Source organism: Blastococcus sp. SYSU D00820 (assembly GCF_054050695.1).
Genome location: NZ_JBJGZW010000013.1, coordinates 46,078 through 68,836, shown reverse-complemented (window position 1 = coordinate 68,836; position 22,759 = coordinate 46,078). Strand labels below are relative to the sequence as shown.

The following is a 22,759-nucleotide window of genomic DNA, read 5'->3' as shown; positions in this document are numbered from 1 at the left end:
CCGGCGGCGGCCGCGCTCAGCGCGCGGTCGCCGCCAGCAGGTCGGCCCGCACGCGGGCGCGCATCACCTGGCCGGTGGCGCTGGTGCGCGGGATGGCGCCGGCGACCTCGACCCGGCGCGGGTGCTTGAACGGCGCCAGGCCGGTCAGCCCGGCCCGCAGCGTGGCCACGTCGGGCACCGGCGCGCCGGCCTCGGGGACGACGACGGCGCAGACCACCTCCCCCCAGCGGTCGTCGGGCAGCCCCACCACCGCGGCGTCGGCGATGCCGGGCAGCGCGCGGATGGCCGCCTCGACCTCCGCGGGGGCCACCGTCTCACCGGCCGAGCGGATCACCTCGCGCTTGCGGCCGGTGATGGTGAAGAAGCCGTCGTCGTCGCACTCCCCGAGGTCGCCGGTGCGGTACCACCCGTCGCGCAGCACCTCGCCGGTCTGCTCCGGCAGGTCCAGGTAGCCGTTCATGAGCATCGGGCCGCGGGCCAGGATCTCGCCGTCCTCGGCGAGGGCCAGCACGCCCGGGCCGATCGGGCGGCCCACCGACCCGGGCCGCTCGTCGAGCTGCCAGTGCCGCAGCGCGGCCATCGGGCCGGCCTCGGTGGCGCCGTAGAGGACGGTGGTCGTCGCCCCGGGGGTGCGCTCGCGGAGCCGGCCGAGGAAGTCCGCCGAGATCTGCGAGGTGCCGGTGTCGGCGTGCCGGAGGCAGCCCAGGTCGCCGGGCGCCTCGAGCACCCGCTCCCACACCGCGGGGATGCAGTACATCGCCGAGGGACGACGGCGGGCCACCGCCGCGTGCAGCGAGTCGGCGTCGGCGCGGTCGACCAGGTGCACCGCCGTCCGGTGCAGCCAGGCCTCCACCACGTAGTGCCAGCCGCCGTAGTGGAACAGGGGGAAGCTCGACAGCACGCCGCCGTCGCCGTGCACCGTGCCCGCCCAGGTGCCGGCGCCGGGGCTCGAGCGCAGCCAGGTGGCGCGGTGGCTCACCAGCACGCCCTTGGGGCGGCCGGTGCTCCCGCTGGTCAGGAACACCACGTGCGGATCGCGCTCGTCGAGCGGCCGGTCCGGGCGGACCGGCGTCGCGGCGGCGGCCCCGGCCCGCACGTGCAGGTCGTCGCCGGCGCCGGTGGCCACCGTGGCCAGCGCGACGTCCGCGGGGTCGGCCAGCGCCCGCCGCGGCCCGTCGGTGACCAGCAGCCGCGGCTGCAGGTACGCCAGCACCGGCGCGGCCTCGGCGGCACCCAGGGTCGGCGGGACCGGGGCGAAGACCGCGCCGAGCCGGGCGCAGGCGACGAAGCCGGACAGCGACCGCAGCGTGCTGCCGGCCCACCAGGCGACCACGTCGCCGGCCCGCACGCCCAGGCCCTGCAGCACGTGGGCGACCCGGTTGCTCTCGGCGTCGAGGTCGGCGAAGGAGATCGACTCCTCGCCCAGGGTGGCCGCCGCGGCCCGCGGCCGGAGCACCGCGGCGTCGGCGACCGCGTTGCCGATGAGCAGGTGCACTCGGGTCCTCCGGGAGGGGTCGTTGACTTCGGCGGCAGTTTGGATCAAAAATCCAATCCGTGGCAAGCAGGCGTCCCGGGGACGCGGAACCCGCACCGGCCGAGTTCGGCGTGCTCCTCGCCGGCATCGGCGGGCAGGGCATCCAGCTGATCGGCAAGACCCTCGCCCTGGCGGCGACGGCGGAGGGCAAGCACGCGATGCTGGCCGCCGACTACGGCGGGGAGATGCGCGGCGGCCCGTCCAACGCCGCCGTCGTCATCGGCGCGGCGCCGCTGCGCGCGCTGCCGATCCTGCCCAGTGCCGAGGCGGCCATCGTCGCCAACCACAAGTTCAGCGGCGTGGTGCCCGAGCGGCTGGCGCCCGGCGGCCTGCTGCTGCTGAACTCCTCGATCGTCGACCCGGCGCAGGCCGGGCCGGCCTGGCGGGTGGTCGCGGTGCCGGCCACCACGATGGCCGCGGAGCTCGGCGCGCCGCAGTCCGGCGGCTTCGTGCTGCTCGGTGCCTTCAACCGGCTGACCGGCCTGGTCGCCGAGGAGTCCCTGGTCGCGGCGATGACCTCGCTGCTGCCCCCCTACCGCCGCGAGCACGCCGCCAAGAACGCCGAGGCGCTCGCCGCCGGCGCGGCCGCGGTCGACCAGACCCTCCTGGAGGTCGCCCGGTGAGCGTGCCCGTCGAGACCCGGCCCGAGGCCGCGCCCCTGCAGCTGCTGGAGGGCGCCACCGCGATCGCCGAGTCGGCGATCCTCGCCGGCTGCCGCTTCTTCGCCGGCTATCCCATGTCGCCGTTCACCCCGCTGCTGGAGCACATGGCCCGGGCGATGCCGCGGGTCGGCGGCGTCAGCATCAACGCCGAGAGCGAGATCGAGGGCGTCAACATGGCCCTCGGCGCCGGCTCCACCGGTGCCATGGCGGCCACCGGCTCCTGCGGCCAGGGCATCGCGCTGATGCAGGAGGCGATCGCCGAGGCGGCGCTCAACGAGACGCCGATGGTCGTGTTCAACCTGGCCCGCAACCAGCAGGACTACTTCCAGTGCACCCGCGGCGGCGGCTGGGGCGACTACCGCACCATCACGCTGGCGCCCAAGGACATCCCCGAGGCCGTCGAGCACACCCAGCTGCTGTTCCACCTGTCGCAGCTGCACCGGGCGCCCGTCGTCCTCTACGGCGACCCGCTGCTGGCCCAGACCCGCGTCGGCGTGCGGCTGCAGAAGCTCGACTTCGGCCCGCTGCCGCCCCAGGACTGGGCGCTGGACGGCACCGGCGGCGGCACCGGCAACTCCCGGCAGATCTGGACCTGGGCGATGGGCAAGGCCACCGCGCCGGGGCTGGGTCCCGACGGGCACTGGCGCAAGATCGCCGAGAAGTTCGACCGGATCGCCGAGCTCGAGCAGCGGTGGGAGAGCGCCCACACCGACGGCGCCGACACCGTCGTGGTCTCCTTCGGGTCGGCGGCCAAGTTCGTCGAGCACGTGGTCGACGAGCTGCGCGCCGACGGCCACCGCATCGGCTGGTTCCGCCCCATCTCGCTGTGGCCGTTCCCCGGGGCGGCGCTCGAGGAGGCCACCCGCGGCGCCCGCCGGGTGCTGGTCTACGAGCTCAACGGCGGCCAGATGCTCGACGACGTCCGCATGCACGCCGCCGACCGCAGCGCCATCCGCTTCATCGGGGGCGTGAGCATCTCCGAGTCCGGCCTCAGCTTCGGCCCGCTGCTGGACGCCCCCGTGATCCGCGACCGGGTCCTGGCCGCGATGCAGGACGACACCACCCCGAGGAGCCGGGCATGACCCCCGTCGACGTGCAGATCGTCCCCACCGACGCGCCGCCGGAGGGGGAGGCCCGCAAGGTCGCCGACTTCCGCCCGTCGCTCATGCTCGGCGAGCACTCGCTGTGCCCGGGCTGCGGCGAGCCGGTCGCGCTGCGGCTGCTGCTGGAGACCCTGCAGGAGCTGGACGTCGTGCAGCGGTCGATCGGCGTGGTCGGCCACGGCTGCTACGGCAGCTTCGTGCGGATCATGGACGTCGACGTCCTCCAGTGCCTGCACGGGCGGGCGCCGTCGTGCGCCACCGGGATCAAGCGGATGCGCCCGGACACCGCCGTCTTCACGCTGCAGGGCGACGGCGACATGGTCAACGAGGGCCTGCAGGAGGTCATCCACACCGCCGCCCGCGGCGAGAACGTGACCGCGATCCTGCTGAACAACGGCGTCTTCGGCGACACCGGGGGCCAGCAGACCACGACGACGGTGCTCGGCCAGCGCACCAAGACCAGCCTCGAGGGCCGCGACGCCGAGCAGCACGGCCACCCCATCCCGATCGCCGACATCGTCGCCGGCCTGGACGGCGTCGCCTACGTCGCCCGCGGGGCGGTCGGCACGGCCGGCAGCGTGGCCCGGACCAAGCGCATGATCCGGACGGCGTTCGAGAGCCAGCTGGCCGGCGAGGGCTTCAGCCTCGTGGAGATCCTCACGATGTGCCCCACCGGCTGGTTCGTGACCGCGCCGCAGGGCCCGGACTACATGGCCGAGTCGATGGAGCAGGTCTACCCGCTGGGCGACCTGCGGCCGCGCACGCCGGCGGCGGGCGCCTGATGCCCGGCGGCACCACCGGCCGGCTCACCCCGGCCGAGGCCCGCTCCCGGCTGGTGCGGGTCAAGACCAGCGCGACCGTCGCCGAGCACGTGCTCGACCTGCTGTTCGCCGGCGAGCTGCGGGCCGGCGACCGCATCGACATCGACGCGCTCGCCACCTCGCTCGGCATCAGCCGGGCGCCGGTGCGCGAGGCGCTGGTGTCGCTCGAGCGCGACGGCGTGGTGGAGATCCGTTACCACCGCGGCGCGTTCGTGGCCGACTTCGACGCCGACGCCATCGCCGAGGGGTTCGAGCTCTACGGCGTCCTGTCCGCGCTGACCAGCCGGCGGGCCGCCGGACGGCGCGATCCGGCGATGCTCGCCGACCTGGCCGCGGCGCTGGCCGACGTCGAGGACACCGAGGACTCCGCGGAGTTCGAGGAGCGGGCCCGGGAGTTCCGGCGGGTGCTCAACGTGGCGGTGGCCGGCCCGCGGCTGCGGGCGATGCTGCGCAGCTTCGAGGGCCTGGTGCCGGTGGCCTCGCGGCTGTCGATCCCCACCTCGCTGGACGAGGAACGCCGGCTGCTGCGCGAGGAGCACGACGCGATCGTCCGCGGGGACGGCGCGGCGGCGGCCGCCGCGGCGGCCGAGCACGTGCGGCTGCTCGGTGAGCGCGCGGTGCGGGCGCTGCGCGAGCGCGGGGTGCTGGGCGCCCGCGAGGAGACCCCGGCCGGCGACGCGCCGGCGGGGGAGACGACGACGGAGAGGCCGGCCCCATGAACCCGTCCCGCGGCACCCTGGTCATCGACCGCGAGCGGTGCAAGGGCTGCGAGCTGTGCATCGCCGCCTGCCCGCCGTCGGTGCTGGTGATGAGCGACGACGTCAACGAGACCGGCTACCGCTACCCCCTGCTGGAGCCGGGCTGCACCGGCTGCACCGCGTGCCAGATGGTCTGCCCCGACCAGGTGTTCGAGGTCTACCGCTTCGGCGCCGCACGCGGCGGCCGCGCCTGACCGGCCAGCGCCGGCACCTCGGCCAGCCCGCGCAGGGCGTCGTTCAGGTGGGTGCACCCGGCGACGCCGGGGAGCACCGCGGCCACCCGCCGGCGCAGCTCCGGCACCGGCTCGCCGGCCAGGGCGGCGACCTGGTCGGCCGCGGCCGGGCAGGTGCCGAAGGGCAGCACCCGCGGCTGCGCCGCCACCTCGGTCAGCCGCCGGGCGACGGGGTCGACGACGGCGGTGACGAGGTACTCGTGGACGACGGTCTCGACGCCGTCGGGGGTCCAGATGCTGTCGCGGAAGAACGCCTCGGCCACCAGCGCGCCGTCGGCCCGCGGCGCCACGTCGACGCGGCGGCGGCGCCGGAAGCGCGTCGTCCCCGGCTCGTGCGCCGGCAGCGCGTGCCAGGCCAGCGGATCGCCGGGATCGGCGAGGTCGGGGGCGGGCACCAGGCTCTGCTGCAGGTCCTCCCCGCGCAGCAGCCGCTGCGCCGGCGGACCGTCGGCGCGGAACCCGGTGCAGACCCCGGCCACCGCGGCCGCGGAGCGCTGCAGCCCCTCGCCGCGCGCCAGCGACCCCGCCGCCTGCGGGCGGTAGCGCCAGGCGTACGGCCCGACCAGCGTGACCCCGGGCAGGTCGTCGAGCAGCAGGCCGGCCGGGGTCGCCGGGTCGGCGGCCGGCAGCTCGGCCAGCCGGGCGCGGAAGCCGCTGCCGCCGCGGGCGCCCACCAGGGCGGACAGTTCCGGGACGACGGGGTCGGCGGTCAGCGCGACCACCTGCCGGGCGCGGTCCACCAGCACCCGCAGCCCGGCGACCGCGAGCGGCTCCGCCCGGCCGGCGTCACCGGTGGCCAGGTCGCGGAGCGCGGCGTCCACCTGCATCTCCCCGGAGGTGCCGGCCGGCCAGGTGACGTCCCACGACGCGGTCCGGCGCACCGAGCCGGGCGCGCGCGGCGGCGTGCCGGCGCAGGGGTCGGCCGGCGCCGACGGGAGGTCGGCCAGCAGCGGCAGGGCGGGCCGGAGGACGGGTGCCACCCCGCCGAGGGTGCCAGGCCCGGCCGCGCCGCGGGAGCGCGGCGACCGGTGCGCGGGAGGCCGCCGTGCGGCGGGACCGCCGGACCGGTGGCGCCTACGATGCGCGCGGCGGACCCGACCACCCGCCGGACGGGAGCGGACCAGGTGAGCACCGAGGGCAGCCCGGGGCCACGCCCGGTGCGCTTCCAGCGGCTCGCGGAGCAGGTCGCCGACGACCTGCGCCGGCGGATCCTGCTCGGCGACCTCGGCGACGACGCTGAGCTGCCGGTGGAGGAGGAGCTGCGCCGCCAGTACCCGGTCAGCAAGCCCACGCTGCGCGAGGCCATGCGGGTGCTGGAGGCCGAGGGGCTGGTCAGCGTGCGGCGCGGCAGCATCGGCGGGGCGGTGGTGCACCGGCCGGCCGCGACCAACGTCGCCTACACGCTCGGGCTGGTGCTGGCCGCCGAGCGGGTGCCGCTCGGCGACGTCGGCGCCGCGCTGCGCGAGGTCGAGCCGGCCTGCGCCGCCGCCTGCGCCGAGCGGGCCGACCGGGCCGAGGCGGTCGTGCCGCGGCTGCGCGAACTGCAGCAGGCGGCCCTGGACGTGGTCGACGACCTGGTCGCGGTCACCGCGGCCAGCCGCGAGCTGCACGAGGCGATCGTCGCGCTGTGCGGCAACGACACCCTGCGGATCATGGCCGGCGCCCTGGAGGCGGTGTGGTCCAGCCACGAGTCGGCCTGGGCGCACCGCGCGGGCGGCGTGCCGGTGCCGCGCGAGGAGCGGCTGGAGGCCCTCGAGGAGCACCGCGTGCTCGTGGACCTGATCGAGGCCGGCGACGTCGACGGCGCCCGCCGGGCGGCCGCGACGCACCTGGTGCACGCGCAGTCCTACCCCGACGACGGCACGGTGCGGATCGACCCCGACGCGGTGCGCGCGGCGTTCGTCGACCGGACCGCCACCGCGTCCCGCTGATCGGTCCGCGGGCATTGACCCGGAACGAGCAAATCTTATAGAACTTACCCCGTCGCAACGAAGCGGAGGGGCACGTGCAGCGTTCGCAGCCGAGCATCGACCCGGAGGTCGCGCGGGCCTACCGCGACGCCGGCTGGTGGTCCGACGGCACGGTGGCCGACGCGGTCGCCGGGCACGCCGCGGCCCGCCCCGAGGAGCTCGCCTACGTCGGCGACGACCAGCGGCTGACCTGGCGGGACCTGCACGAGGGCGCGTGCGAGCTGGCCGGCGCGCTCGCCGCCGCGGGGGTCGGCCCCGGCGACCGGGTGGCGGTCTGGATGCCGGACACCCCGCTGCTGCACCTGTCCTTCCTCGCCGTGGAGCACGCCGGCGGCGTGGTGATCGGTCTCGGCGCGCGGGCCGGTGCCCGGGAGCTGGTGCACCTGCTGGGCCAGACCGGGGCCGCCGTCCTGGTGACCGAGCCGGCGCAGGCCCAGGCCGCCGCGCCGGTGCTGGCCGGGCTGGCCGACGCCGGCCGCACCGTGCGGCACGTCGTCGTCGACCCCGGCGCCGGCCGGCCGGTGTCCGCCACCGTCGACGGCGCGCCGCTGCCGCTGGCCCCGCTGGGGGACGACGAGCGCGCCCGCCGCCGGATCGGCCCCGACGACCTGTTCCTCATCAACTCCACCTCGGGCACGACCGGGCTGCCCAAGGCCGTGCTGCACACCCAGAACCGCTGGTACTACTTCCACACCCAGGCCGTCGCCAACGGCCGCCTCACCGCCGACGACGTCTTCCTCGGCGCGGTGCCGGCGCCGTTCGGCTTCGGCATCTGGACCGCGCACGTCTCGCCGCTGCTGCTGGGTGCCAGGACCCTGCTGACCCGGCGGTTCCGCCCCGAGACCGCCTTCGAGCTCATCGAGCGGGAGCGGGTGACGGTGCTCTGCGCGGTGAGCACGCAGTTCATCATGATGCTGGCCTCGCCCGAGCTGCGCCGGCACGACCTGTCGTCGCTGCGGGTCATGTTCACCGGCGGCGAGGCGGTGCCCTACGAGCGGGCCCGCGACTTCGAGCGGCTGACCGGCGCGGCGATCCTGCAGTTCTACGGCTCCAACGAGACCGGGCTGCTCAGCGGCACGACGCTGGAGGACCCGCCGGAGCGCCGGCTGCGCACGGCCGGCCGGATCGTGCCCGACATGCGGGTGCGGCTCTACGACGGCGACCGCGAGGTGCCGATCCCCGGCCGCGGCCGGCCGGCCTGCAAGGGGCCGGCCACCAGCATCGGCTACCTCGACGACGCCGCGGCCAACGAGGAGCTGTTCACCCCCGACGGCTGGATGCTGATGGGCGACATCTGCGAGATCGACGACGAGGGGTACCTGACCGTCGTCGGCCGGACGTCGGACTTCATCATCCGCGGCGGCAAGAACATCAGCGCCCCGCAGGTCGAGGCCGACGTCGCCACCCACCCGGCGGTGGCGCACGCCGCGGCCGTCGCCATGCCCGACCCGGTCTTCGGCGAGCGGGTCTGCGTGTACGTGGAGCTCGTCGAGGGCGCCACCCTCGACCTGCCCGGGCTGCTCGAGCACCTGGCCGCCCGCGGCATCTCCAAGGAGCTCTACCCCGAGCGGCTGGTCGTGGTCGACCAGCTGCCCCGCTCCTCCGGCGCCAAGGTCGCCAAGGGGGAGCTGCGCGCGGACATCCGGCGACGGATCGCCGAGGAGCAGGACGAGCGCGCCGGATCCCGCACCACCCCCGACACCGTAGGAGCCCCGTCATGACGGTCCTGTCGACCGGCACCGCAGCAGCCGAGAACGCCGCGCTGGACATCGCCGGGCTGCCGCCCGTCGTCGCCGACGACGCCCCCCGCCGCGGCGGGCTGGAGGTGTGGGCGCCCACGGTGACCCCGCCGATCGGCGTCGACCTCACCGAGGCCCAGGCGCTGGCGTGCGCCTTCCGGCTGCTGGCGGCCGACGGCTTCAGCGAGAACATGGCCGGCCACATCACCTGGCAGCTGCCCGGGCAGACCGACATGCTGGTCAACCCCTGGGGCCTGTGGTGGCGGGAGCTCTCGGCGTCCGACATCTGCACCGTCGACGAGGACGCGAACGTCGTCGCCGGCAAGTGGGACGTCACCCCGGCCATCCACCTGCACACCGAGCTGCACCGGATGCGTTCCGACGCTCGCGTGGTGATCCACAACCACCCGTACCACGTCTGCGTCATGGCAGCGCTGGGCGTGCTGCCCGAGCTGGTGCACCAGACCGGCTCGCTGTTCCTCGACGACCTCGTCTTCGTGCAGGAGTACGCCGGCGAGATCGACACCCCGCGGCTGGCCGCGGACCTCGCCGCCCAGATCGGCCCGGCGAACACCGCGATCCTCGGCAGCCACGGCGTCGTGGTCACCGGCGCCACGATCGCCGAGGCGGTCTACCGGGCCGCCTCCATCGACCGGGTCTGCCGGCTGGCCTACGACGTCATGGTCACCGGCCGGCAGCCGCTGGAGATGCGCCGCGCGGCGATGCTCGGCATGAAGCAGTCGCTGGTCGAGCGTGCCGCCGACGTCTACTGGGCCGGCGCCGTCCGCGCCCTGATCCGCACCGAGCCCGACGTCCTCGACTGAGGCCGTCCGCACCACGACACCGAACACCCGCACCCGAACGGAAGCTCCCGACCCAGCGCTCGACCCACCCCGAGGGGACCCCATGAAGTCGCTCGACGATCTCGCCACCGACCTCTCCTTCACCAAGGCCGCCGTCGGCGACCAGCGCGCCGTGACGTTCCTGCCCGAGCCGGAGAAGGCCGAGCGGCTCTACACGCTGATCTCCGTCGACGACCACATCGTCGAGCCGCCGCACACCTTCGAGGGCCGGGTGCCGGCGCGGTTCGCCGACCGCGCCCCCCGGGTCGTGGAGAAGACCGCCGGTGGTGCCGAGACCTGGCTCTACGACGGCGCTGAGCTGCCCAACGTCGGGTTCAACGCCGTCGTCGGCCGGCCGGTCAGCGAGTACGGCTTCGAGCCGGCCCGCTTCGACGAGATGCGCCGTGGCGCGTGGGACATCCACGAGCGGATCCGCGACATGGACATCAACGGCGTCTACGCGTCGCTGAACTTCCCCTCGTTCCTGCCCGGCTTCGCCGGCCAGCGGCTCCAGATGACCACCAAGGACCGCGACCTGGCCGAGGCGTGCGTGCGGGCCTGGAACGACTGGCACATCGAGGAGTGGGCCGGCACCTACCCGGGCCGGATCATCCCGTGCCAGATCCCGTGGCTGCTCGACCCCGAGCTCGGCGCGAAGATGATCTACGAGAACGCCGAGCGCGGCTTCCACTCGGTCACCTTCAGCGAGAACCCGGCCAAGCTCGGCCTGCCGACGATCCACTCCGGCTACTGGGAACCGTTCATGCGGGCCTGCGCGGAGACCGACACGGTCATCAACCTGCACATCGGCTCGTCGGGCTCCTCGCCGTCGACGACCGACGACGCGCCGCCGGACGTCGTGGGCGTGCTCTTCTTCGCCTACGCCATCTACGCCGCCGTCGACTGGCTGTACTCCGGCATCCCGGTGCGCTACCCGAACCTGAAGATCTGCCTCTCCGAGGGCGGCATCGGCTGGGTGGCCGGCCTCATGGACCGGCTGGACCACATGCTCAGCTACCACGAGATGTACGGCACCTGGGCGGCGTTCAAGGAGGAGCTGACCCCGGCCGAGGTGTTCAAGCGCAACTTCTGGTTCTGCGCCGTGGAGGACCAGTCCTCGTTCGTCCAGCGCGACCGGATCGGCGTGGAGAACATCCTGCTCGAGGCCGACTATCCGCACTGCGACTCGACCTGGCCGCACACCCAGAGGACGGTGCACGAGGAGATCGGCGGCCTGCCGGCCGACGTCATCCGCAAGCTCACCTGGGAGAACGCCTCGAAGCTCTACCGCCACGAGGTCCCCCTGGCCGTGCAGAACGACCCGAACGCCTACTGAGCGCCGTGCTCCCGGGCCCCGCGTCCCTCCTCGGTGAGGGGCGCGGGGCCCTCACGGTGTCAGGGGCAGCGCCAGCGCGGCCGCGGCGGCCGCCCGGTCGCCGGTGACGGCCAGGCGCCGGTCGTCCAGCGGGATCCGCCGCCACAGCAGCAGGGCCAGCGCCGGCGCCGGGCCGGTCACCTCGGCGACCGCCTGCTCGCCGACCAGCCACTCCCGGCCGGGGGCCTGCAGCCGGATCCCGTCGCGCAGCGCCGGCATGCGGCCCAGGCGCATCTGCCGCGGCTGCATGGTGTCGACCACCTCGGCGACGCAGTCGGCGGCGATCCGCGGATCCAGCTCGGCCGCACCGCCGAGGGCGCTCTCGAGGTCCCACCGGTGCACGAGCGTCTCGTGCAGCTGCCGCCGCGCCCACCAGGAGGCCGTGCCCGGCCCGGTCAGCGTGGCGCACGGCCGCTGGGGGTCCGCGGTGAGTGCGGCGCGCAGGTCGGCCGCAGCGCGGGCGTACTCCCCGGCTCCGGCCGGGGCGGCGAACGCCTCGTCGTCGGGCAGGTCGGCGGTCGGCCGCAGCGCCGCGCAGACGGCGGCCCACCGGTGGATGCCGGTCAGGTGGGCGAGCAGGTCGGCGACGGTCCACGGCGCGCAGGCGGCGACCGGCCGGTGCGGGTCGGCGGTCGTCGCGAGCCCGAGGAAGCGGTCCTGCTCGGCGGCGAGGTGGGCGAGGAGGTCGTCGGGGCTCACGGTGCGCAGCATGGCGGCCGGCTTCAGCTCCCGGCGAGCAGGGCCCGCACCGCGTCGATCGTGTCGGCCTCGGCCGCGGTCTTGTCCGGCCGGTAGCGCACCACCCGGGCGAAGCGCAGCGCCACCCCGCCGGGGTAGCGCGGGCTGCGCTGGGCGCCGTCCAGGGCGATCTCCACGACCAGCTCCGGCCGCAGCCGCACCCCCCAGCCGGTCTCCTCGGCCGCGTGCTCGGGAAAGGTGCGGGTCTGCCACTCGAGCAGCTCGTCGGTCATGCCCTTGAACGTCTTGCCCACCATGACCGGTTCGCCCCCGTCGGGATCGCGGGCGCCCAGGTGGATGTTCGACAGCTTCCCGGCCCGCCGCCCGTAGCCCCACTCCGCGCCGAGCACGACCAGGTCGAGGGTGTGCACCGGCTTGACCTTCTGCCACGCCCGGCCGCGGCGGCCGGCGGCGTAGGGCGCGTCCAGCGCCTTGACCACGACGCCCTCGTGCCCCTCGGCCAGCGCCCCCGCCAGCACGGCGGCCGCCTGCTCGGCAGTGGGGCGCCGGACGCCGGGCATCCGCAGCGGCGCGGCGTCGTCGGCGGCGAGCAGCCCGGCCAGGGCGTCCAGCCGCACCCGCAGCGGCTCGTCGAGCAGGTCGGTGCCGTCCAGGTGCAGGACGTCGAACAGGAAGGGGCTCAGCAGCACGCCGGCGTCGGCCGCGGCGCTGCCGAAGCGGCTCATCGTGTCCTGGAAGGCGCGCGGCCGGCCGTCGTCGTCGAGGGCGAGGGTCTCGCCGTCGAGGACGGCGGTGCGGCAGGGCAGCGCCCGGATGCGGTCGACCAGCTCGGGGACGCCGTCGGTGATCTCCCGCAGCGTGCGGGTCCAGACCCGGACGTCGTCCCCGTCGCGGTGCACCTGGATCCGCGCGCCGTCGAGCTTGTACTCGACGGTGACGTCCCCGCCCAGGTCGGCGAGGGCGTCGTCGAGCGAGGAGCCGGGGCTGGCCAGCATCGGGCGCACCGGCCGGCCCACCTCCAGGCGGACGGCGGCCAGCGCGGCCTCCCCGCCCGACAGCGCCGTGGCCGCGGTCTCCGGAAGGCTGCCCGACAGCATGAACGCGCGCCGGACGACGGCCGCGGGCACGCCGGCCGCGGCGGCGACCGCGTCGAGCACGACGCCCTCGAGCGCCCCCTGCCGCAGTTCCCCGGTGAGCAGCCGGACGAGGAAGCGCTGCTCGTCGGCGGTGGCCGCGGAGAAGAGCCCGGCCAGCACCTGCTGCCGGCGGGCGGTGGAGCCGGCGCCGGAGGTGGCCGCCAGCGTGGCCAGTGCCGCGTCGACGTCGGTGACCGTCAGGCGCGGTGCGGCCGCGGGGTCGTGCGCCAGGGCCGACAGCGTCCGCCAGCCGACGCCGAGCCGGTCCTGCCGCGGCTCGCCGGACAGCCAGGCGGTCACGGCCGGCACCTCGCCGCCGCCGGCCCGGCCGAGGACCGCGGCGATCGCCGCGGCCTTGGCGGTGCGCGCGCGGGTGCCGGCGACCTCGGCGGAGGCGGTGACGACCTCGGTGAGCAGCACGGCGGCCATCCTGCCCGCCGCGGGAGCGTCAGTCCTCGGCGATCCAGACGGCGGTGTCGGCCGGCAGCGCGATCCGCCGTCCGGAGGCGTGCACCGACGGCGCCGAGGCCAGCAGCACGGTGCCCGAGGAGCGGACCAGCGCGGTGCCCTCGCCCATGTTCACCACGCAGCGCACCGCCCGCTTGCCGGCCGTGCAGCGGATGGTGAGGACGTCGCCGTCCCGCCGGACCGTCGCCTCGCCGGAGCCCAGCGCCGGGTGCTCCTCGCGCAGCGCGAGCGCGCGCCGGTAGAGGGAGAGCATCGAGCCGTCGTCCCGGCTCTGCTTCGAGACGGCGTGCTTGCGCCACTGCGCGGGGATCGGCAGCCACGGCTCGACCGAGCCGCGCGGGGAGAACCCGACGCCGGGCGTGGCGTTCCACGGCATCGGCACCCGGCAGCCGTCGCGGCCGGACCGGGCGCCGCCGCTGCGGTGGAAGATCGGGTCGCGCTTGGCCTCGTCGGGCACGTGCGCCTGGGGCAGGCCCAGCTCGTCACCGGCGTAGACGTAGACCGAGCCCGGCAGCGCCAGCTTGAGCAGCGCCGCGGCGCGGGCGCGCGCGGTGCCGACCTCGCCGCCGCCGAAGCGGGTGACCAGCCGGTCCTTGTCGTGGTTGCCGAGCACCCACGGCACCGAGGCGCCGACGGGGGAGAAGGCGTCCAGCGCGGAGCGGATGCCGTCCTCGAAGGCCTCGGCCGACCACGGCGACTTCAGCAGCCGGAACGCGAAGGCCTGGTGCAGCTCGTCGGGACGGGCGTAGCGCGCGACCTCGTCGAGGTCGGCCAGGCAGACCTCGCCGACCAGCATGGTGTCGGGGTACTCGTCGCAGACCGACCGCCAGCGGCGCCACACGTCGTGCACCTCGGGCTGGTTCCAGGTCATCGCCTGCTCCGGCCCGTGGCCGAAGAGGGTGGGGGAGTAGGTGCCGGGGTTGTCCCGCAGCTCAGCGTCCTTGAACAGGCCGTAGGCCACGTCGACGCGGAAGCCGCTCACGCCCCGGTCCAGCCAGAACCGCAGTGTCCGCTCGAAGTCGTCGGCCACCGCGGGGTCGCGCCAGTTGAGGTCGGGCTGCTCGGGGGCGAACAGGTGCAGGTACCAGCGGCCGTCCGGCGTACGAGACCAGGCCGGGCCGCCGAACAGCGACTGCCAGTTGTTCGGCGGCTCCTCCGACGGCGGGGCGAAGTGGTACCGCTGCGCCTCGGGGCAGTCGGGGTCGGCCAGGGCGGCCTGGAACCACGGGTGCCGGTCGGAGGTGTGGTTGGGGACGACGTCCAGCACCACCCGCAGGCCCAGCCTGCGGGCGTCGGCCACCAGCGCCTCGACGTCGGAGACGTCGCCGTACTCGGGGTCGACCGCGCGGTAGTCGATGACGTCGTAGCCGCCGTCGGCGCCGCCGGAGGGATAGTGCGGGTTGATCCACAGCGCGTCGACGCCGAGCCAGGAGAGGTAGGGCAGGCGGGCGCGCAGGCCGGCCAGGTCACCGATGCCGTCGCCGTTGCCGTCGGCGAACGAGCGCAGGTAGACCTGGTAGACGACCGCCGTGCGCCACCACGGCGTCGAGTCGGCCGTGGAGGGAGCCGCAGCCGGGCGGGAGAGCGCGGCGGTGCGGCGGGCGGGGACCAGCCGGACGGTCATGTCCGAAGCATCGGGGCGCGCGCCGCGTTGCCCGTTGAGCGCGGTTGCCGATTCCCGGCGGCGTCTTGGTCAGGAGTCGCCGGACCCGTCCCCTCGCGTCCCGCCGGTCACACGCGTCGCGCTCAGGCCCGCCCGTACACCGGCACGTGCGCGCCGCTGACCGCCGAGGCGGCGTCGGTGGAGAGGAAGTGCACGACCTCGGCGATCTGCTCGGGGCGCACCCAGCGGGAGTGGTCGGCGTCGGGCTGGCCGGCCCGCTGGGCCGGGGTGTCGATGACGCTGGGGAGCACGGCGTTGACCCGGACGCCGTCGGCCAGGTACTCCACGGCCATCGCGTCGACCAGGCCGAGCACGGCCAGCTTGCTGGTGACGTAGCCCGCGGCCCCGGAGAAGGGGCGCACCGCCGCACGGCTGGAGACGCAGGTGACCGCGCCGCCGCCGGCGGCGACCAGGTGCGGGATCGTCGCCTGGCTGACCAGGTAGGTGGCGCGCAGGTTGACCCGCAGCTGGGCGTCGAACTCCTCGACCGGGGTCTCGTGCACCCGGCTGCCGGCCGCGAAGCCGCCGACCAGGTTGACCACCGCGCGCAGCGGGCGGCCGGCGTCGCCGGCCGCGGCCTCGGCGCAGGCCCGGGCCGAGTCCGGGTCGAACAGGTCGGCCTCGAGGAGCTCCAGGCCCTCCCGCGGCGCCATGCCGTCGCGCTCGGCCGGCACGACCCACGGGACGACGACCCGCCAGCCGGCGGCGAGGAACCGGTCGACCACGGCGCGGCCGAGCCCGCCGGTGCCGCCCGTCACGAGCACGCTGTCCATGGGCCGTCCTCCTCCTCGGATCGGGTCGGCGGCGCCGCCCGGCACCCGACGCTAGGGCACGCCCGCCCCTGCGCCCGCCGGGCCGCGCGTCAAGCGCCGTCCGGCCGCGGCGGCACCAGGCCGTGCATCCCGCGGTAGCGGGCCGGTTCCGGCTGCGACCAGCCCGCCAGCAGGGCGGGGTCGACGTCGAACACCTGGATGCCGATGGGGTGGCAGGTCTCCAGCGGATCGCGGGCGTCGGGGCCCCACAGGTCGATCGAGAGGTCGCCACCGGGACACGTGGACAGCGCGCACAGCAGGTCGATCTCGGCGAAGAACTCGAGGAAGTCGCCGGGCCGCGCGGGGCAGGCCTTCATGAAGTACTGGTCGTCGTCGTTGAGGCCCGTGCACTGGAAGACGTTGAGCACGTCGTGGACGTCGAACTCGGTCAGGCCGTAGGGGAGCACCGCCCGCGTCAGGTTCGAGTGGCAGTGCAGGTCGAAGTCCTCGCCGGTCAGCATGCGGTTGACGTAGGGGTCGCACCGGGTGCCCAGCAGGTCGTGCACGCGGCCGCCCTCGGCGTCCTCCCCGTAGCCGGCCAGCGTGTCGTGGGTGATGGTCAGGAGCGGGCGCAGGTAGGGCAGCGTGGACCAGAGGCGGTCGTGGGTGCTCACGTGGGCCCGCTGCAGCTGCCGGGTGCGCGACGCCCATAGCCGCTCCCGCGGGTTGTGCCGGTTCCAGACGTTGAGGTCGCCGACCTGCGGGCCGTCGACGGTGAGGATCCGGCAGACCTGCCCGGCCTTCACCTCCCAGGCCCGCCCGGTGCGGATCGGGATGACGAAGTCCTCGACGAGGTCGCGGCTCCCGGTGGCCGACGCCAGCCGGTCGTAGAACGCGCGGTCCAGGTCGAGGGCGCCGCCCTCGGTGGCGCGGTAGGCGGCAGCCGGCGATGTCACGTGTCTCCTCCAGGGACGGCGACCGGAGCCGGGCGGCGGCCCGGTCGACGGGGGGCGGCCGGCCGGAGCTCGGCCAGGCGGACGACGTCGAGGACGGACTCCTCGGAGTCCTCGAGGTAGCGGCGCAGCGCCTCACGGGCCTCGGCGCGCCGCCCGGCGAGCAGCAGGTCGGCCAGCTCGCGGTCGCGCGCGACCCACGGCGCCTGGAAGCCGGCCTCGTCGCGCGCGCCGCCGAAGGCCAGCCGCAGCTGGGCCACGACCTGGGCGAAGAACTCGTCCAGCACGTCGCTGCCGAGCAGGCCGACGACGGCCTGGTGGAAGCGCAGGCTGGCCGTGCCGACCTCCTGCCACTGGCGCCGGGCCACGGCCTGCTCGGCGGCGGTGGCCGCGGTCGCCAGCGCGGCGAACCGGTCGTCGCCGGCGCGGGCGCTCTCGTCGACGGCGTGCAGCTCGAGGGCGCGGCGGGCGGTGTAGATGCTGCGCAGCCGCGCGGTCGTGATGGTCTCCACGACGGCTCCCCGGTACAGCTGCTGGCTGACCAGGCCCTGGGCGGTCAGCAGCCGCAGCCCCTCGCGCAGGGTGTTGCGGGAGACGGCGAGCTCGACGGCGAGGGCGGTCTCGCGCAGGGGGGTGCCCGAGGGCAGCTCGCCGGCGACGATGCGGTCGCGGAGCACGGCGGCCACCCGCTCCGCCGTGGTCACCGAGGGCGCATCCGGGTCCGGTGCGGTGGCCATGCCCGGAGAGTAGCCGACGCCTCGTTCAACGAAAATGGCCGAACAGGCCCTGTGGTTACGCGTGTGTTTCCAGTCGAGCCCACGTCTTGACGCGGATCGTTGAACGAAAATACCGTCCACTCGCCATCCCGTCGGAGTCCGGCCCGCACCGCGAGGACCGGAACTCCACCACCCGCACTGGAGAGCCAATGGCGCGCGAGGACACGGCAGGGGCGGCCACGGGCGTGCCCGTGGAGGCCCACTCGATCGACTACGTGCCGCTGGCCGAGCGTCACGGCAAGGTGTGGCACCAGGCGCCGTTCTGGTTCATGGGCAACGCCAACCTGACCACCGCGTTCACCGGTGTGATCGGGCCGGCCCTGGGACTGGGCTTCCTCTGGACCCTCGTGGCCATCGTCGTCGGCACGCTGTTCGGCACCTTCTTCATGGCCTTCCACGCCGTGCAGGGGCCGCGGCTGGGGCTGCCGCAGATGATCCAGTCCCGGGTCCAGTTCGGCGCTCGCGGGGCCATCGTGCCGCTGGTCGTGGTGCTGTTCGTGTACCTGGGCTTCAGCGTCTTCAACACGATCATCGCGGCCGACTCGCTCGGCCAGATCACCGCGCCGCACGGCTCCCTCTACGCCGGGCTCATCCTGCTGGCCTGCGCGGTGATCGCCATCGTCGGCTACGACCTGCTGCACGCCGTCCAGCGGTGGCTGTCGATCCTGCTGGTGGTGAACCTGGCGGCGCTCACGGTGGCGATCGTGGCCGAGGTGCCGCTGGCCGAGGCCCTCGACGTCGGGTCGTTCAGCTGGATCGCGCTGCTGGTCCAGTTCGGCGCGTCCGCGGGCTACCAGATGGCCTTCGCGCCCTACGTGTCCGACTACACCCGCTACCTGCCGCGCGACGTCCCGACGCGTTCCGTCGTCGGCTGGACGTACCTGGGCGTCATGGCCTCGGCGATCTGGCTGGAGGGTCTGGGCGCCCTCGTCGCCACGGCCTTCCCCGACCTGGACGCGGTCACCGCGCTGTACGAGCACGGCAACGAGTTCGGCCTGGCACTGGGCACGATCAGCATGGCGCTGGCCGTGCCCGCGTTCATCGGCGTCACCGCCGTGGCGCTCTACGGCGGGATGCTCACCGGGCTGAGCATCCTCGACTGCTTCCGGCCGGTGCCGCCGTCGCGCCGGCTGCGGGCGGTGGGGGTGCTGGCGGTGGCGGCCGTCGCCTACCTGGCCATCCTGGTGCTGCCGGAGGACTACCTCAGCAGCTTCAACAACTTCCTGCTGCTGCTCCTGTACTTCCTCGTGCCGTGGACCGCGGTGAACCTGGTCGACTTCTACTTCGTGCGGCACAGCGCCTACGCGATCGGCGAGATCATGGCGCCCGACGGCGGGGTCTACGGCCGCTGGGGCGGGGCGGGGCTGATCTCCTACTTCCTCGGCCTGCTGGCGATGGTGCCGTTCTTCAGCACCACCCTCTACACCGGTCCGGTGGCCGAGGCGCTGCAGGGCGCCGACATCTCCTTCCTGATCGGCCTGCCGGTCGCCGGTGCCTGCTACTTCTGGCTGACCAAGGGCCAGGACCGCAGCGCCGAGCAGGCGCTGGTGGCCGAGGAGGAGCGGCGCGGCGGGCCGGCCCCGCGCTCGGCCCTGCAGCCGACCGCGTGAGCCGGCCGGCGCGGGACGCGGTCGCCACGGCGGTCGCGTTCCGCACCGGCGAGCTCACCCCGGCACACGTGCTCGAGGAGACGCTGGCCGCGATCGACCGGGTGGACCCGGTGCTCAACGCCTTCACCGTCGTCGACGCCGACGGCGCCCGGGCGCAGGCCCGGGCGGCCGCCGAACGGATCGCCGCCGGCGACCCGTCACCGCTGCTGGGCATCCCGGTCACGGTCAAGGACGCCATCTGGGCCGCCGGCCTGCCGGCCACCAACGGCAGCCGCGCCTACGCCTCCTTCGTGCCCGAGCGGGACGCGACCGTGGTGGCGCGCCTGCGTGCCGCCGGCGCCGTCGTGGTCGGCAAGACCAACAACCCCGAGTTCCTCTACCGCACCTTCACCGACAACCTGCTGTTCGGGCCGACGCGCAACCCCTGGGACCCGTCGCGGACCGCCGGTGGCTCCAGCGGCGGCTCGGCGGCGGCGCTGGCGGCCGGCCTGGGGCTGCTGTCGCTGGGCTCGGACAGCGGGGGGTCGGTGCGCGTGCCGGCGTCCTTCTGCGGCGTGGTCGGGCTCAAGCCGACCCTCGGGGTGGTGCCCGGGGCGCCGGGCTTCCGCGGCTGCCCGAGCCTGTCGAGCGTCGGGCCGATGGCCCGGACCGTCCGCGACACCGCCGTCCTCCTCGACGTCATCGCCGGGATCGACCCCGAGGACCCGGGCAGCGTGCCCTGGGCGGGATCGCCGCGGCTGACCGGGACGGACCTGGCGGGTGCCGATCTGACCCGGCTGCGGATCGCCTACTCCGTGGACCTGGGGCAGGCCGTGGTCGATCCGGAGGTGGAGCGCGTCTTCCGGGCGGCGGTCACGCGGCTGGCCGACCTCGGCTGCCGGGTGGAGGAGCGGCACGTCGCCGGTCCGGAGCTCGTGCCGCTGTGGGGCGCGATCGCCGGCCCCGAGTGCTTCGCCTCCGAGGGGCCGCTGCTGGACCGGTGGCGCGCCGAGCTGGCGCCGGGCACCGAGGCGCTCGTCGAGGCCGGCCGCGCCGTGTCCGCCGCCGAGTACCTGGACGCCCAGCACCGCCGCGCGCTCCTGCAGCGGGACTGGGAGGCGTTCCTGTCCGCGGAGGCCGACGTCCTGCTCACCCCGGTGGCCGAGGTGCCGGCCTATCCGGTCGACGAGGGCCCGCCCGCGACCATCGGCGGCCGGCCCTGCGGGGACCCCGATGCCGAGGAGTGGACCCGCCTCGCGCTCCTGCCCAACCTGACCCGGCAGCCGGCGCTGGCCGTGCCGGTGGGACACACCGCCGGCGGCCTGCCGGTGGGCATGCAGATCGTCGCCCGCCGGTTCCGGGACGACCTGTGCCTGCGCGTCGGCGCCGCCTGGGAGGCACTGACCGGGTTCCCCGCGGAGGTGCCGGGCATCCGCGGCCGCTGACCGGCCCCGGCCTGTCGGCCGTCTCGGCGAGACTGCGGGGGTGGACCGGGTCGTGCTCGTGCGCCGCGGCGGGGACGCCGAGGGCCCGGCCGGGGTCGAGGCCGTCGACTGCGCCGACGACGGGTCGGTCCGGTCGGTCGCCCGGCTGCCCGCGGCCGGGCTGCCCGCCTACGTCCGCGACCGGGAGCGGGGCGGCGTGCGCTGGGTGTGGGACGACACCACCCGCTGGTACCCGGCGCTGCTGGCCGCCGGCGTGCGCGTCGAGCGCTGCAGCGACCTCCGGCTGGCGCACGCCCTGCTCCGGCGCGCGCCGGCCGCCGACCGCGCGCTGCTGGCCTCCGCCGACGCCGCGGGCTGGGCGGCGCTGGCGCCGGTGACCGGCGCCGACCCGGCGCTCTTCCCGCTCGCCGACCCCGCCGACCGGCTCGACCCGGTCGCCGAGGCGGCCCGCCAGCAGGCCGTCGTCGCCGCCTCGCCCGAGCGGGGGCGGCTGGGCCTCCTGGTCGCCGCGGAGTGCTCCGGCGCGCTGGCCGCCGCGGAGATGACCGCCGCCGGGCTGCCGTGGCGGGCCGACGTCCACGACGGGCTGCTGACCGGCCTGCTCGGGCCGCGACCGGTGCTGGGCGCCCGGCCTTCGACGCTGGAGCGGCTGGCCGGGGAGATCCGGGCGGCCCTGGGCGCGCCCGACCTCAACCCCGACTCGCCCGCCGCGGTGCTGCGCGGGCTGCACGCCGCCGGGCTGCCGGTGCTGGACACCCGCTCGTGGACCGTCGAGCAGCTCGACCACCCGGTGGCGGCGCCGCTGCTGGAGTACAAGCGGCTGGCCCGGCTGCTGGTCGCCAACGGGTGGGCCTGGCAGGACACCTGGGTGCGCGAGGGCCGGTTCCGGTCGGCGTTCCTGCCCGGCGGCGTCGTCACCGGGCGGTGGTCGGCGACCGGCGGCGGCGCGCTGTCCATGCCGGTGCAGGTGCGGCCCGCGGCGGTCGCCGACGAGGGATGGCGGCTGGTCGTGGCCGACGTCGCCCAGCTGGAGCCGCGGGTACTGGCCGGGATGAGCGGCGACACCGCGCTGGCCGCGGCCGCCCGCTCGGCCGACCTCTACCAGGGCATGGTCGACAGCGGGGCGGTCGCCACCCGGGCGGAGGCGAAGGTCGGCGTCCTCGGCGCCATGTACGGCGGCACCCGCGGGGAGAGCGGGCGGATGATGCCGCGGCTGACCCGCCGCTACCCCCGGGCCATCGGGCTGGTCGAGGGCGCCGCCCGCGCCGGGGAGCGTGGCGAGCAGGTGCGCACCCTGCTCGGCCGCGGCTCGCCGGTGCCCAGCGACCCCGACTGCGGCGACGCGGCCGGCCTCGGCGATCCGCCCGACGCCGCCGACCGGTCTCCGGACCGCGACCGGCGGCGGCGCGCCTGGGGCCGGTTCACCCGCAACTTCGTCGTCCAGGGCACCGCGGCCGAGTGGGCGCTGTGCTGGCTGGCCGACCTGCGCAACCGGCTCTGGCGGCTGGGCGCCGAGGGCCCGCTGGAGGCGCGGCCGCACCTGGTCTTCTTCCTCCACGACGAGGTGGTGGTGCACGCGCCCGAGCACCTGGCCGAAGCGGTCGTGGCGGAGGTGCGGGCGGCGGCGGCCGAGGCCGGGCGGCTGCTGTTCGGCGGCTTCCCGATCGACTTCCCGCTCGACGTGGCCGTGGTGCGGTCCTGGGCCGAGGCGGGGTGAGCGCTCGGTGCCGGGGCATGATCGGACACGTCGTGACGCAGCGGGAGGAGGCGCGGGTGGACCGGACCGGGACGGTCGTCGTCGGGGTCGACGACTCGCCGACGTCCCTGCGCGCTCTCGCCTACGCCGCCGGCGTGGCCCGGCGCCTGGGCGGCCGGCTGGTCGTCGTGCACGTCCGCACCGTCCACTCCGTCGGTCCGGAGCTGGATCCGCTGGGGGTCGCGGTCCAGGCCGCGCACGAGGCGCGGGAGCAGCTGGAGGCCGAGATCCGCGAGGAGGCCGCCCGGCTGGCGCAGGACACCGGCATGGACGTCCGCTTCCTGCTGCGCACCGGTGACCCGCTGCGCGAGCTCACCGCGATCGCCGACCGCGAGCAGGCCGACGTCGTGGTGGTGGGGGCGTCGACCCGCCCGGCCCACCGGCTGGCCGGGTCGCTGGGCGCCCGGCTGGTGCGCAGCTCCGGCTGGCCGGTGACCGTCGTCCCCTGAGCCGGCGTCGGTCGGCCCGGCGGGCCGGGCATCATC

The 22,759-nt window shown here is 75.7% G+C and carries 21 protein-coding genes; 13 read left to right on the top strand and 8 right to left on the bottom strand.

Annotated elements, in window-relative coordinates; all coding sequences use genetic code 11:
* Positions 1-16 precede the first annotated feature (16 nt).
* The gene (locus ACI79R_RS14735; protein ID WP_456574390.1) at positions 17-1,495 is read right to left on the bottom strand and encodes a class I adenylate-forming enzyme family protein; all 1,479 of its coding nucleotides are present in this window, start codon (positions 1,493-1,495) and stop codon (positions 17-19) included.
* A 59-nt stretch (positions 1,496-1,554) separates the two neighbouring features.
* On the opposite strand from ACI79R_RS14735, the gene ACI79R_RS14730 reads away from it, so the two are divergent.
* Genes ACI79R_RS14730 through ACI79R_RS14710 form a run of 5 tightly spaced genes read left to right on the top strand, consistent with a single transcriptional unit; the run spans position 1,555 to position 5,072 of the window.
* The gene (locus tag ACI79R_RS14730; protein ID WP_456574389.1) at positions 1,555-2,157 is read left to right on the top strand and encodes a 2-oxoacid:acceptor oxidoreductase family protein; all 603 of its coding nucleotides are present in this window, start codon (positions 1,555-1,557) and stop codon (positions 2,155-2,157) included.
* Complete coding sequence (locus ACI79R_RS14725) at positions 2,154-3,278, top strand: hypothetical protein (protein ID WP_456574388.1); 1,125 nt, start codon at positions 2,154-2,156, stop codon at positions 3,276-3,278. The genes ACI79R_RS14730 and ACI79R_RS14725 overlap by 4 nt, the downstream gene beginning before the upstream one ends.
* Positions 3,275-4,081 carry a thiamine pyrophosphate-dependent enzyme gene (locus ACI79R_RS14720; protein ID WP_456574387.1) on the top strand — a complete coding sequence of 269 codons (807 nt, stop codon included), beginning with the start codon at positions 3,275-3,277 and terminating at the stop codon, positions 4,079-4,081. Before ACI79R_RS14725 ends, ACI79R_RS14720 begins: the two co-directional genes overlap by 4 nt.
* Positions 4,081-4,839 (top strand): GntR family transcriptional regulator, encoded by a 759-nt coding sequence (locus ACI79R_RS14715; protein WP_456574386.1) that lies wholly within the window; start codon positions 4,081-4,083, stop codon positions 4,837-4,839. Before ACI79R_RS14720 ends, ACI79R_RS14715 begins: the two co-directional genes overlap by 1 nt.
* On the top strand, positions 4,836-5,072 hold the full coding sequence (locus tag ACI79R_RS14710; RefSeq protein ID WP_456574385.1) for a 4Fe-4S dicluster domain-containing protein: 237 nt from the start codon (positions 4,836-4,838) through the stop codon (positions 5,070-5,072). The genes ACI79R_RS14715 and ACI79R_RS14710 overlap by 4 nt, the downstream gene beginning before the upstream one ends.
* Here the strand turns inward: ACI79R_RS14710 and ACI79R_RS14705 are convergent.
* Complete coding sequence (locus ACI79R_RS14705; RefSeq protein ID WP_456574384.1) at positions 5,036-6,091, bottom strand: DUF2889 domain-containing protein; 1,056 nt, start codon at positions 6,089-6,091, stop codon at positions 5,036-5,038. The two genes, ACI79R_RS14710 and ACI79R_RS14705, sit on opposite strands and share 37 nt — an antisense overlap.
* Positions 6,092-6,235: 144 nt before the next feature.
* Between ACI79R_RS14705 and ACI79R_RS14700 the strand changes: the two genes are divergently transcribed.
* The 4 genes from ACI79R_RS14700 to ACI79R_RS14685 all read left to right on the top strand — a co-directional run bounded on the left by ACI79R_RS14700 (position 6,236) and on the right by ACI79R_RS14685 (position 10,998).
* A complete protein-coding gene (locus tag ACI79R_RS14700; RefSeq protein WP_456574383.1) occupies positions 6,236-7,042 on the top strand; it encodes a FadR/GntR family transcriptional regulator in 807 nt (268 codons plus the stop codon).
* A 74-nt stretch (positions 7,043-7,116) separates the two neighbouring features.
* On the top strand, positions 7,117-8,802 hold the full coding sequence (locus ACI79R_RS14695) for a class I adenylate-forming enzyme family protein (protein ID WP_456574382.1): 1,686 nt from the start codon (positions 7,117-7,119) through the stop codon (positions 8,800-8,802).
* Positions 8,799-9,644 carry a class II aldolase/adducin family protein gene (locus ACI79R_RS14690; protein WP_456574381.1) on the top strand — a complete coding sequence of 282 codons (846 nt, stop codon included), beginning with the start codon at positions 8,799-8,801 and terminating at the stop codon, positions 9,642-9,644. Before ACI79R_RS14695 ends, ACI79R_RS14690 begins: the two co-directional genes overlap by 4 nt.
* Before the next feature lie 82 nt (positions 9,645-9,726).
* Complete coding sequence (locus tag ACI79R_RS14685) at positions 9,727-10,998, top strand: amidohydrolase family protein (RefSeq protein ID WP_456574380.1); 1,272 nt, start codon at positions 9,727-9,729, stop codon at positions 10,996-10,998.
* Between the two features lie 51 nt (positions 10,999-11,049).
* Here ACI79R_RS14685 and ACI79R_RS14680 read toward each other — a convergent pair whose 3' ends face one another.
* The 6 genes from ACI79R_RS14680 to ACI79R_RS14655 all read right to left on the bottom strand — a co-directional run bounded on the left by ACI79R_RS14680 (position 11,050) and on the right by ACI79R_RS14655 (position 17,445).
* Positions 11,050-11,736 carry a maleylpyruvate isomerase family mycothiol-dependent enzyme gene (locus ACI79R_RS14680; protein ID WP_456574379.1) on the bottom strand — a complete coding sequence of 229 codons (687 nt, stop codon included), beginning with the start codon at positions 11,734-11,736 and terminating at the stop codon, positions 11,050-11,052.
* Between the two features lie 23 nt (positions 11,737-11,759).
* Positions 11,760-13,301: an ATP-dependent DNA ligase gene (locus tag ACI79R_RS14675; RefSeq protein WP_456574378.1), complete on the bottom strand. Its 1,542-nt coding sequence runs from the start codon at positions 13,299-13,301 to the stop codon at positions 11,760-11,762.
* A gap of 19 nt (positions 13,302-13,320) precedes the next feature.
* A complete protein-coding gene (locus ACI79R_RS14670) occupies positions 13,321-14,964 on the bottom strand; it encodes a glycoside hydrolase family 13 protein (protein WP_456574377.1) in 1,644 nt (547 codons plus the stop codon).
* 122 nt (positions 14,965-15,086) lie between these two features.
* Positions 15,087-15,776 carry an SDR family oxidoreductase gene (locus ACI79R_RS14665; RefSeq protein ID WP_456574376.1) on the bottom strand — a complete coding sequence of 230 codons (690 nt, stop codon included), beginning with the start codon at positions 15,774-15,776 and terminating at the stop codon, positions 15,087-15,089.
* 89 nt (positions 15,777-15,865) lie between these two features.
* The gene (locus ACI79R_RS14660) at positions 15,866-16,711 is read right to left on the bottom strand and encodes an urea carboxylase-associated family protein (protein WP_456574375.1); all 846 of its coding nucleotides are present in this window, start codon (positions 16,709-16,711) and stop codon (positions 15,866-15,868) included.
* On the bottom strand, positions 16,708-17,445 hold the full coding sequence (locus ACI79R_RS14655; RefSeq protein ID WP_456574374.1) for a GntR family transcriptional regulator: 738 nt from the start codon (positions 17,443-17,445) through the stop codon (positions 16,708-16,710). Before ACI79R_RS14655 ends, ACI79R_RS14660 begins: the two co-directional genes overlap by 4 nt.
* A gap of 188 nt (positions 17,446-17,633) precedes the next feature.
* Between ACI79R_RS14655 and ACI79R_RS14650 the strand changes: the two genes are divergently transcribed.
* From ACI79R_RS14650 to ACI79R_RS14635, 4 genes are read left to right on the top strand one after another with little or no spacing between them, the layout of a single operon-like run.
* Positions 17,634-19,094 (top strand): purine-cytosine permease family protein, encoded by a 1,461-nt coding sequence (locus ACI79R_RS14650; RefSeq protein ID WP_456574373.1) that lies wholly within the window; start codon positions 17,634-17,636, stop codon positions 19,092-19,094.
* Positions 19,091-20,518: an amidase gene (locus tag ACI79R_RS14645; RefSeq protein WP_456574372.1), complete on the top strand. Its 1,428-nt coding sequence runs from the start codon at positions 19,091-19,093 to the stop codon at positions 20,516-20,518. The genes ACI79R_RS14650 and ACI79R_RS14645 overlap by 4 nt, the downstream gene beginning before the upstream one ends.
* A 40-nt stretch (positions 20,519-20,558) precedes the next feature.
* The gene (locus ACI79R_RS14640) at positions 20,559-22,235 is read left to right on the top strand and encodes a bifunctional 3'-5' exonuclease/DNA polymerase (RefSeq protein WP_456574371.1); all 1,677 of its coding nucleotides are present in this window, start codon (positions 20,559-20,561) and stop codon (positions 22,233-22,235) included.
* Between the two features lie 17 nt (positions 22,236-22,252).
* Positions 22,253-22,723 carry a universal stress protein gene (locus ACI79R_RS14635; protein ID WP_456574370.1) on the top strand — a complete coding sequence of 157 codons (471 nt, stop codon included), beginning with the start codon at positions 22,253-22,255 and terminating at the stop codon, positions 22,721-22,723.
* Positions 22,724-22,759 lie beyond the last annotated feature (36 nt).

Excerpts from the sequence above, each read along its gene's own strand:
- ACI79R_RS14720 (WP_456574387.1), top strand. The coding sequence starts at position 3,275 with ATGACCCCCGTCGACGTGCAGATCGTCCCCACCGACGCGCCGCCGGAG.
- ACI79R_RS14715 (WP_456574386.1), top strand. The coding sequence starts at position 4,081 with ATGCCCGGCGGCACCACCGGCCGGCTCACCCCGGCCGAGGCCCGCTCC.
- ACI79R_RS14710 (WP_456574385.1), top strand. The coding sequence starts at position 4,836 with ATGAACCCGTCCCGCGGCACCCTGGTCATCGACCGCGAGCGGTGCAAG.
- ACI79R_RS14690 (WP_456574381.1), top strand. The coding sequence starts at position 8,799 with ATGACGGTCCTGTCGACCGGCACCGCAGCAGCCGAGAACGCCGCGCTG.
- ACI79R_RS14685 (WP_456574380.1), top strand. The coding sequence starts at position 9,727 with ATGAAGTCGCTCGACGATCTCGCCACCGACCTCTCCTTCACCAAGGCC.
- ACI79R_RS14675 (WP_456574378.1), bottom strand. The coding sequence starts at position 13,301 with ATGGCCGCCGTGCTGCTCACCGAGGTCGTCACCGCCTCCGCCGAGGTC.
- ACI79R_RS14670 (WP_456574377.1), bottom strand. The coding sequence starts at position 14,964 with ATGACCGTCCGGCTGGTCCCCGCCCGCCGCACCGCCGCGCTCTCCCGC.
- ACI79R_RS14665 (WP_456574376.1), bottom strand. The coding sequence starts at position 15,776 with ATGGACAGCGTGCTCGTGACGGGCGGCACCGGCGGGCTCGGCCGCGCC.
- ACI79R_RS14655 (WP_456574374.1), bottom strand. The coding sequence starts at position 17,445 with ATGGCCACCGCACCGGACCCGGATGCGCCCTCGGTGACCACGGCGGAG.
- ACI79R_RS14650 (WP_456574373.1), top strand. The coding sequence starts at position 17,634 with ATGGCGCGCGAGGACACGGCAGGGGCGGCCACGGGCGTGCCCGTGGAG.
- ACI79R_RS14635 (WP_456574370.1), top strand. The coding sequence starts at position 22,253 with ATGATCGGACACGTCGTGACGCAGCGGGAGGAGGCGCGGGTGGACCGG.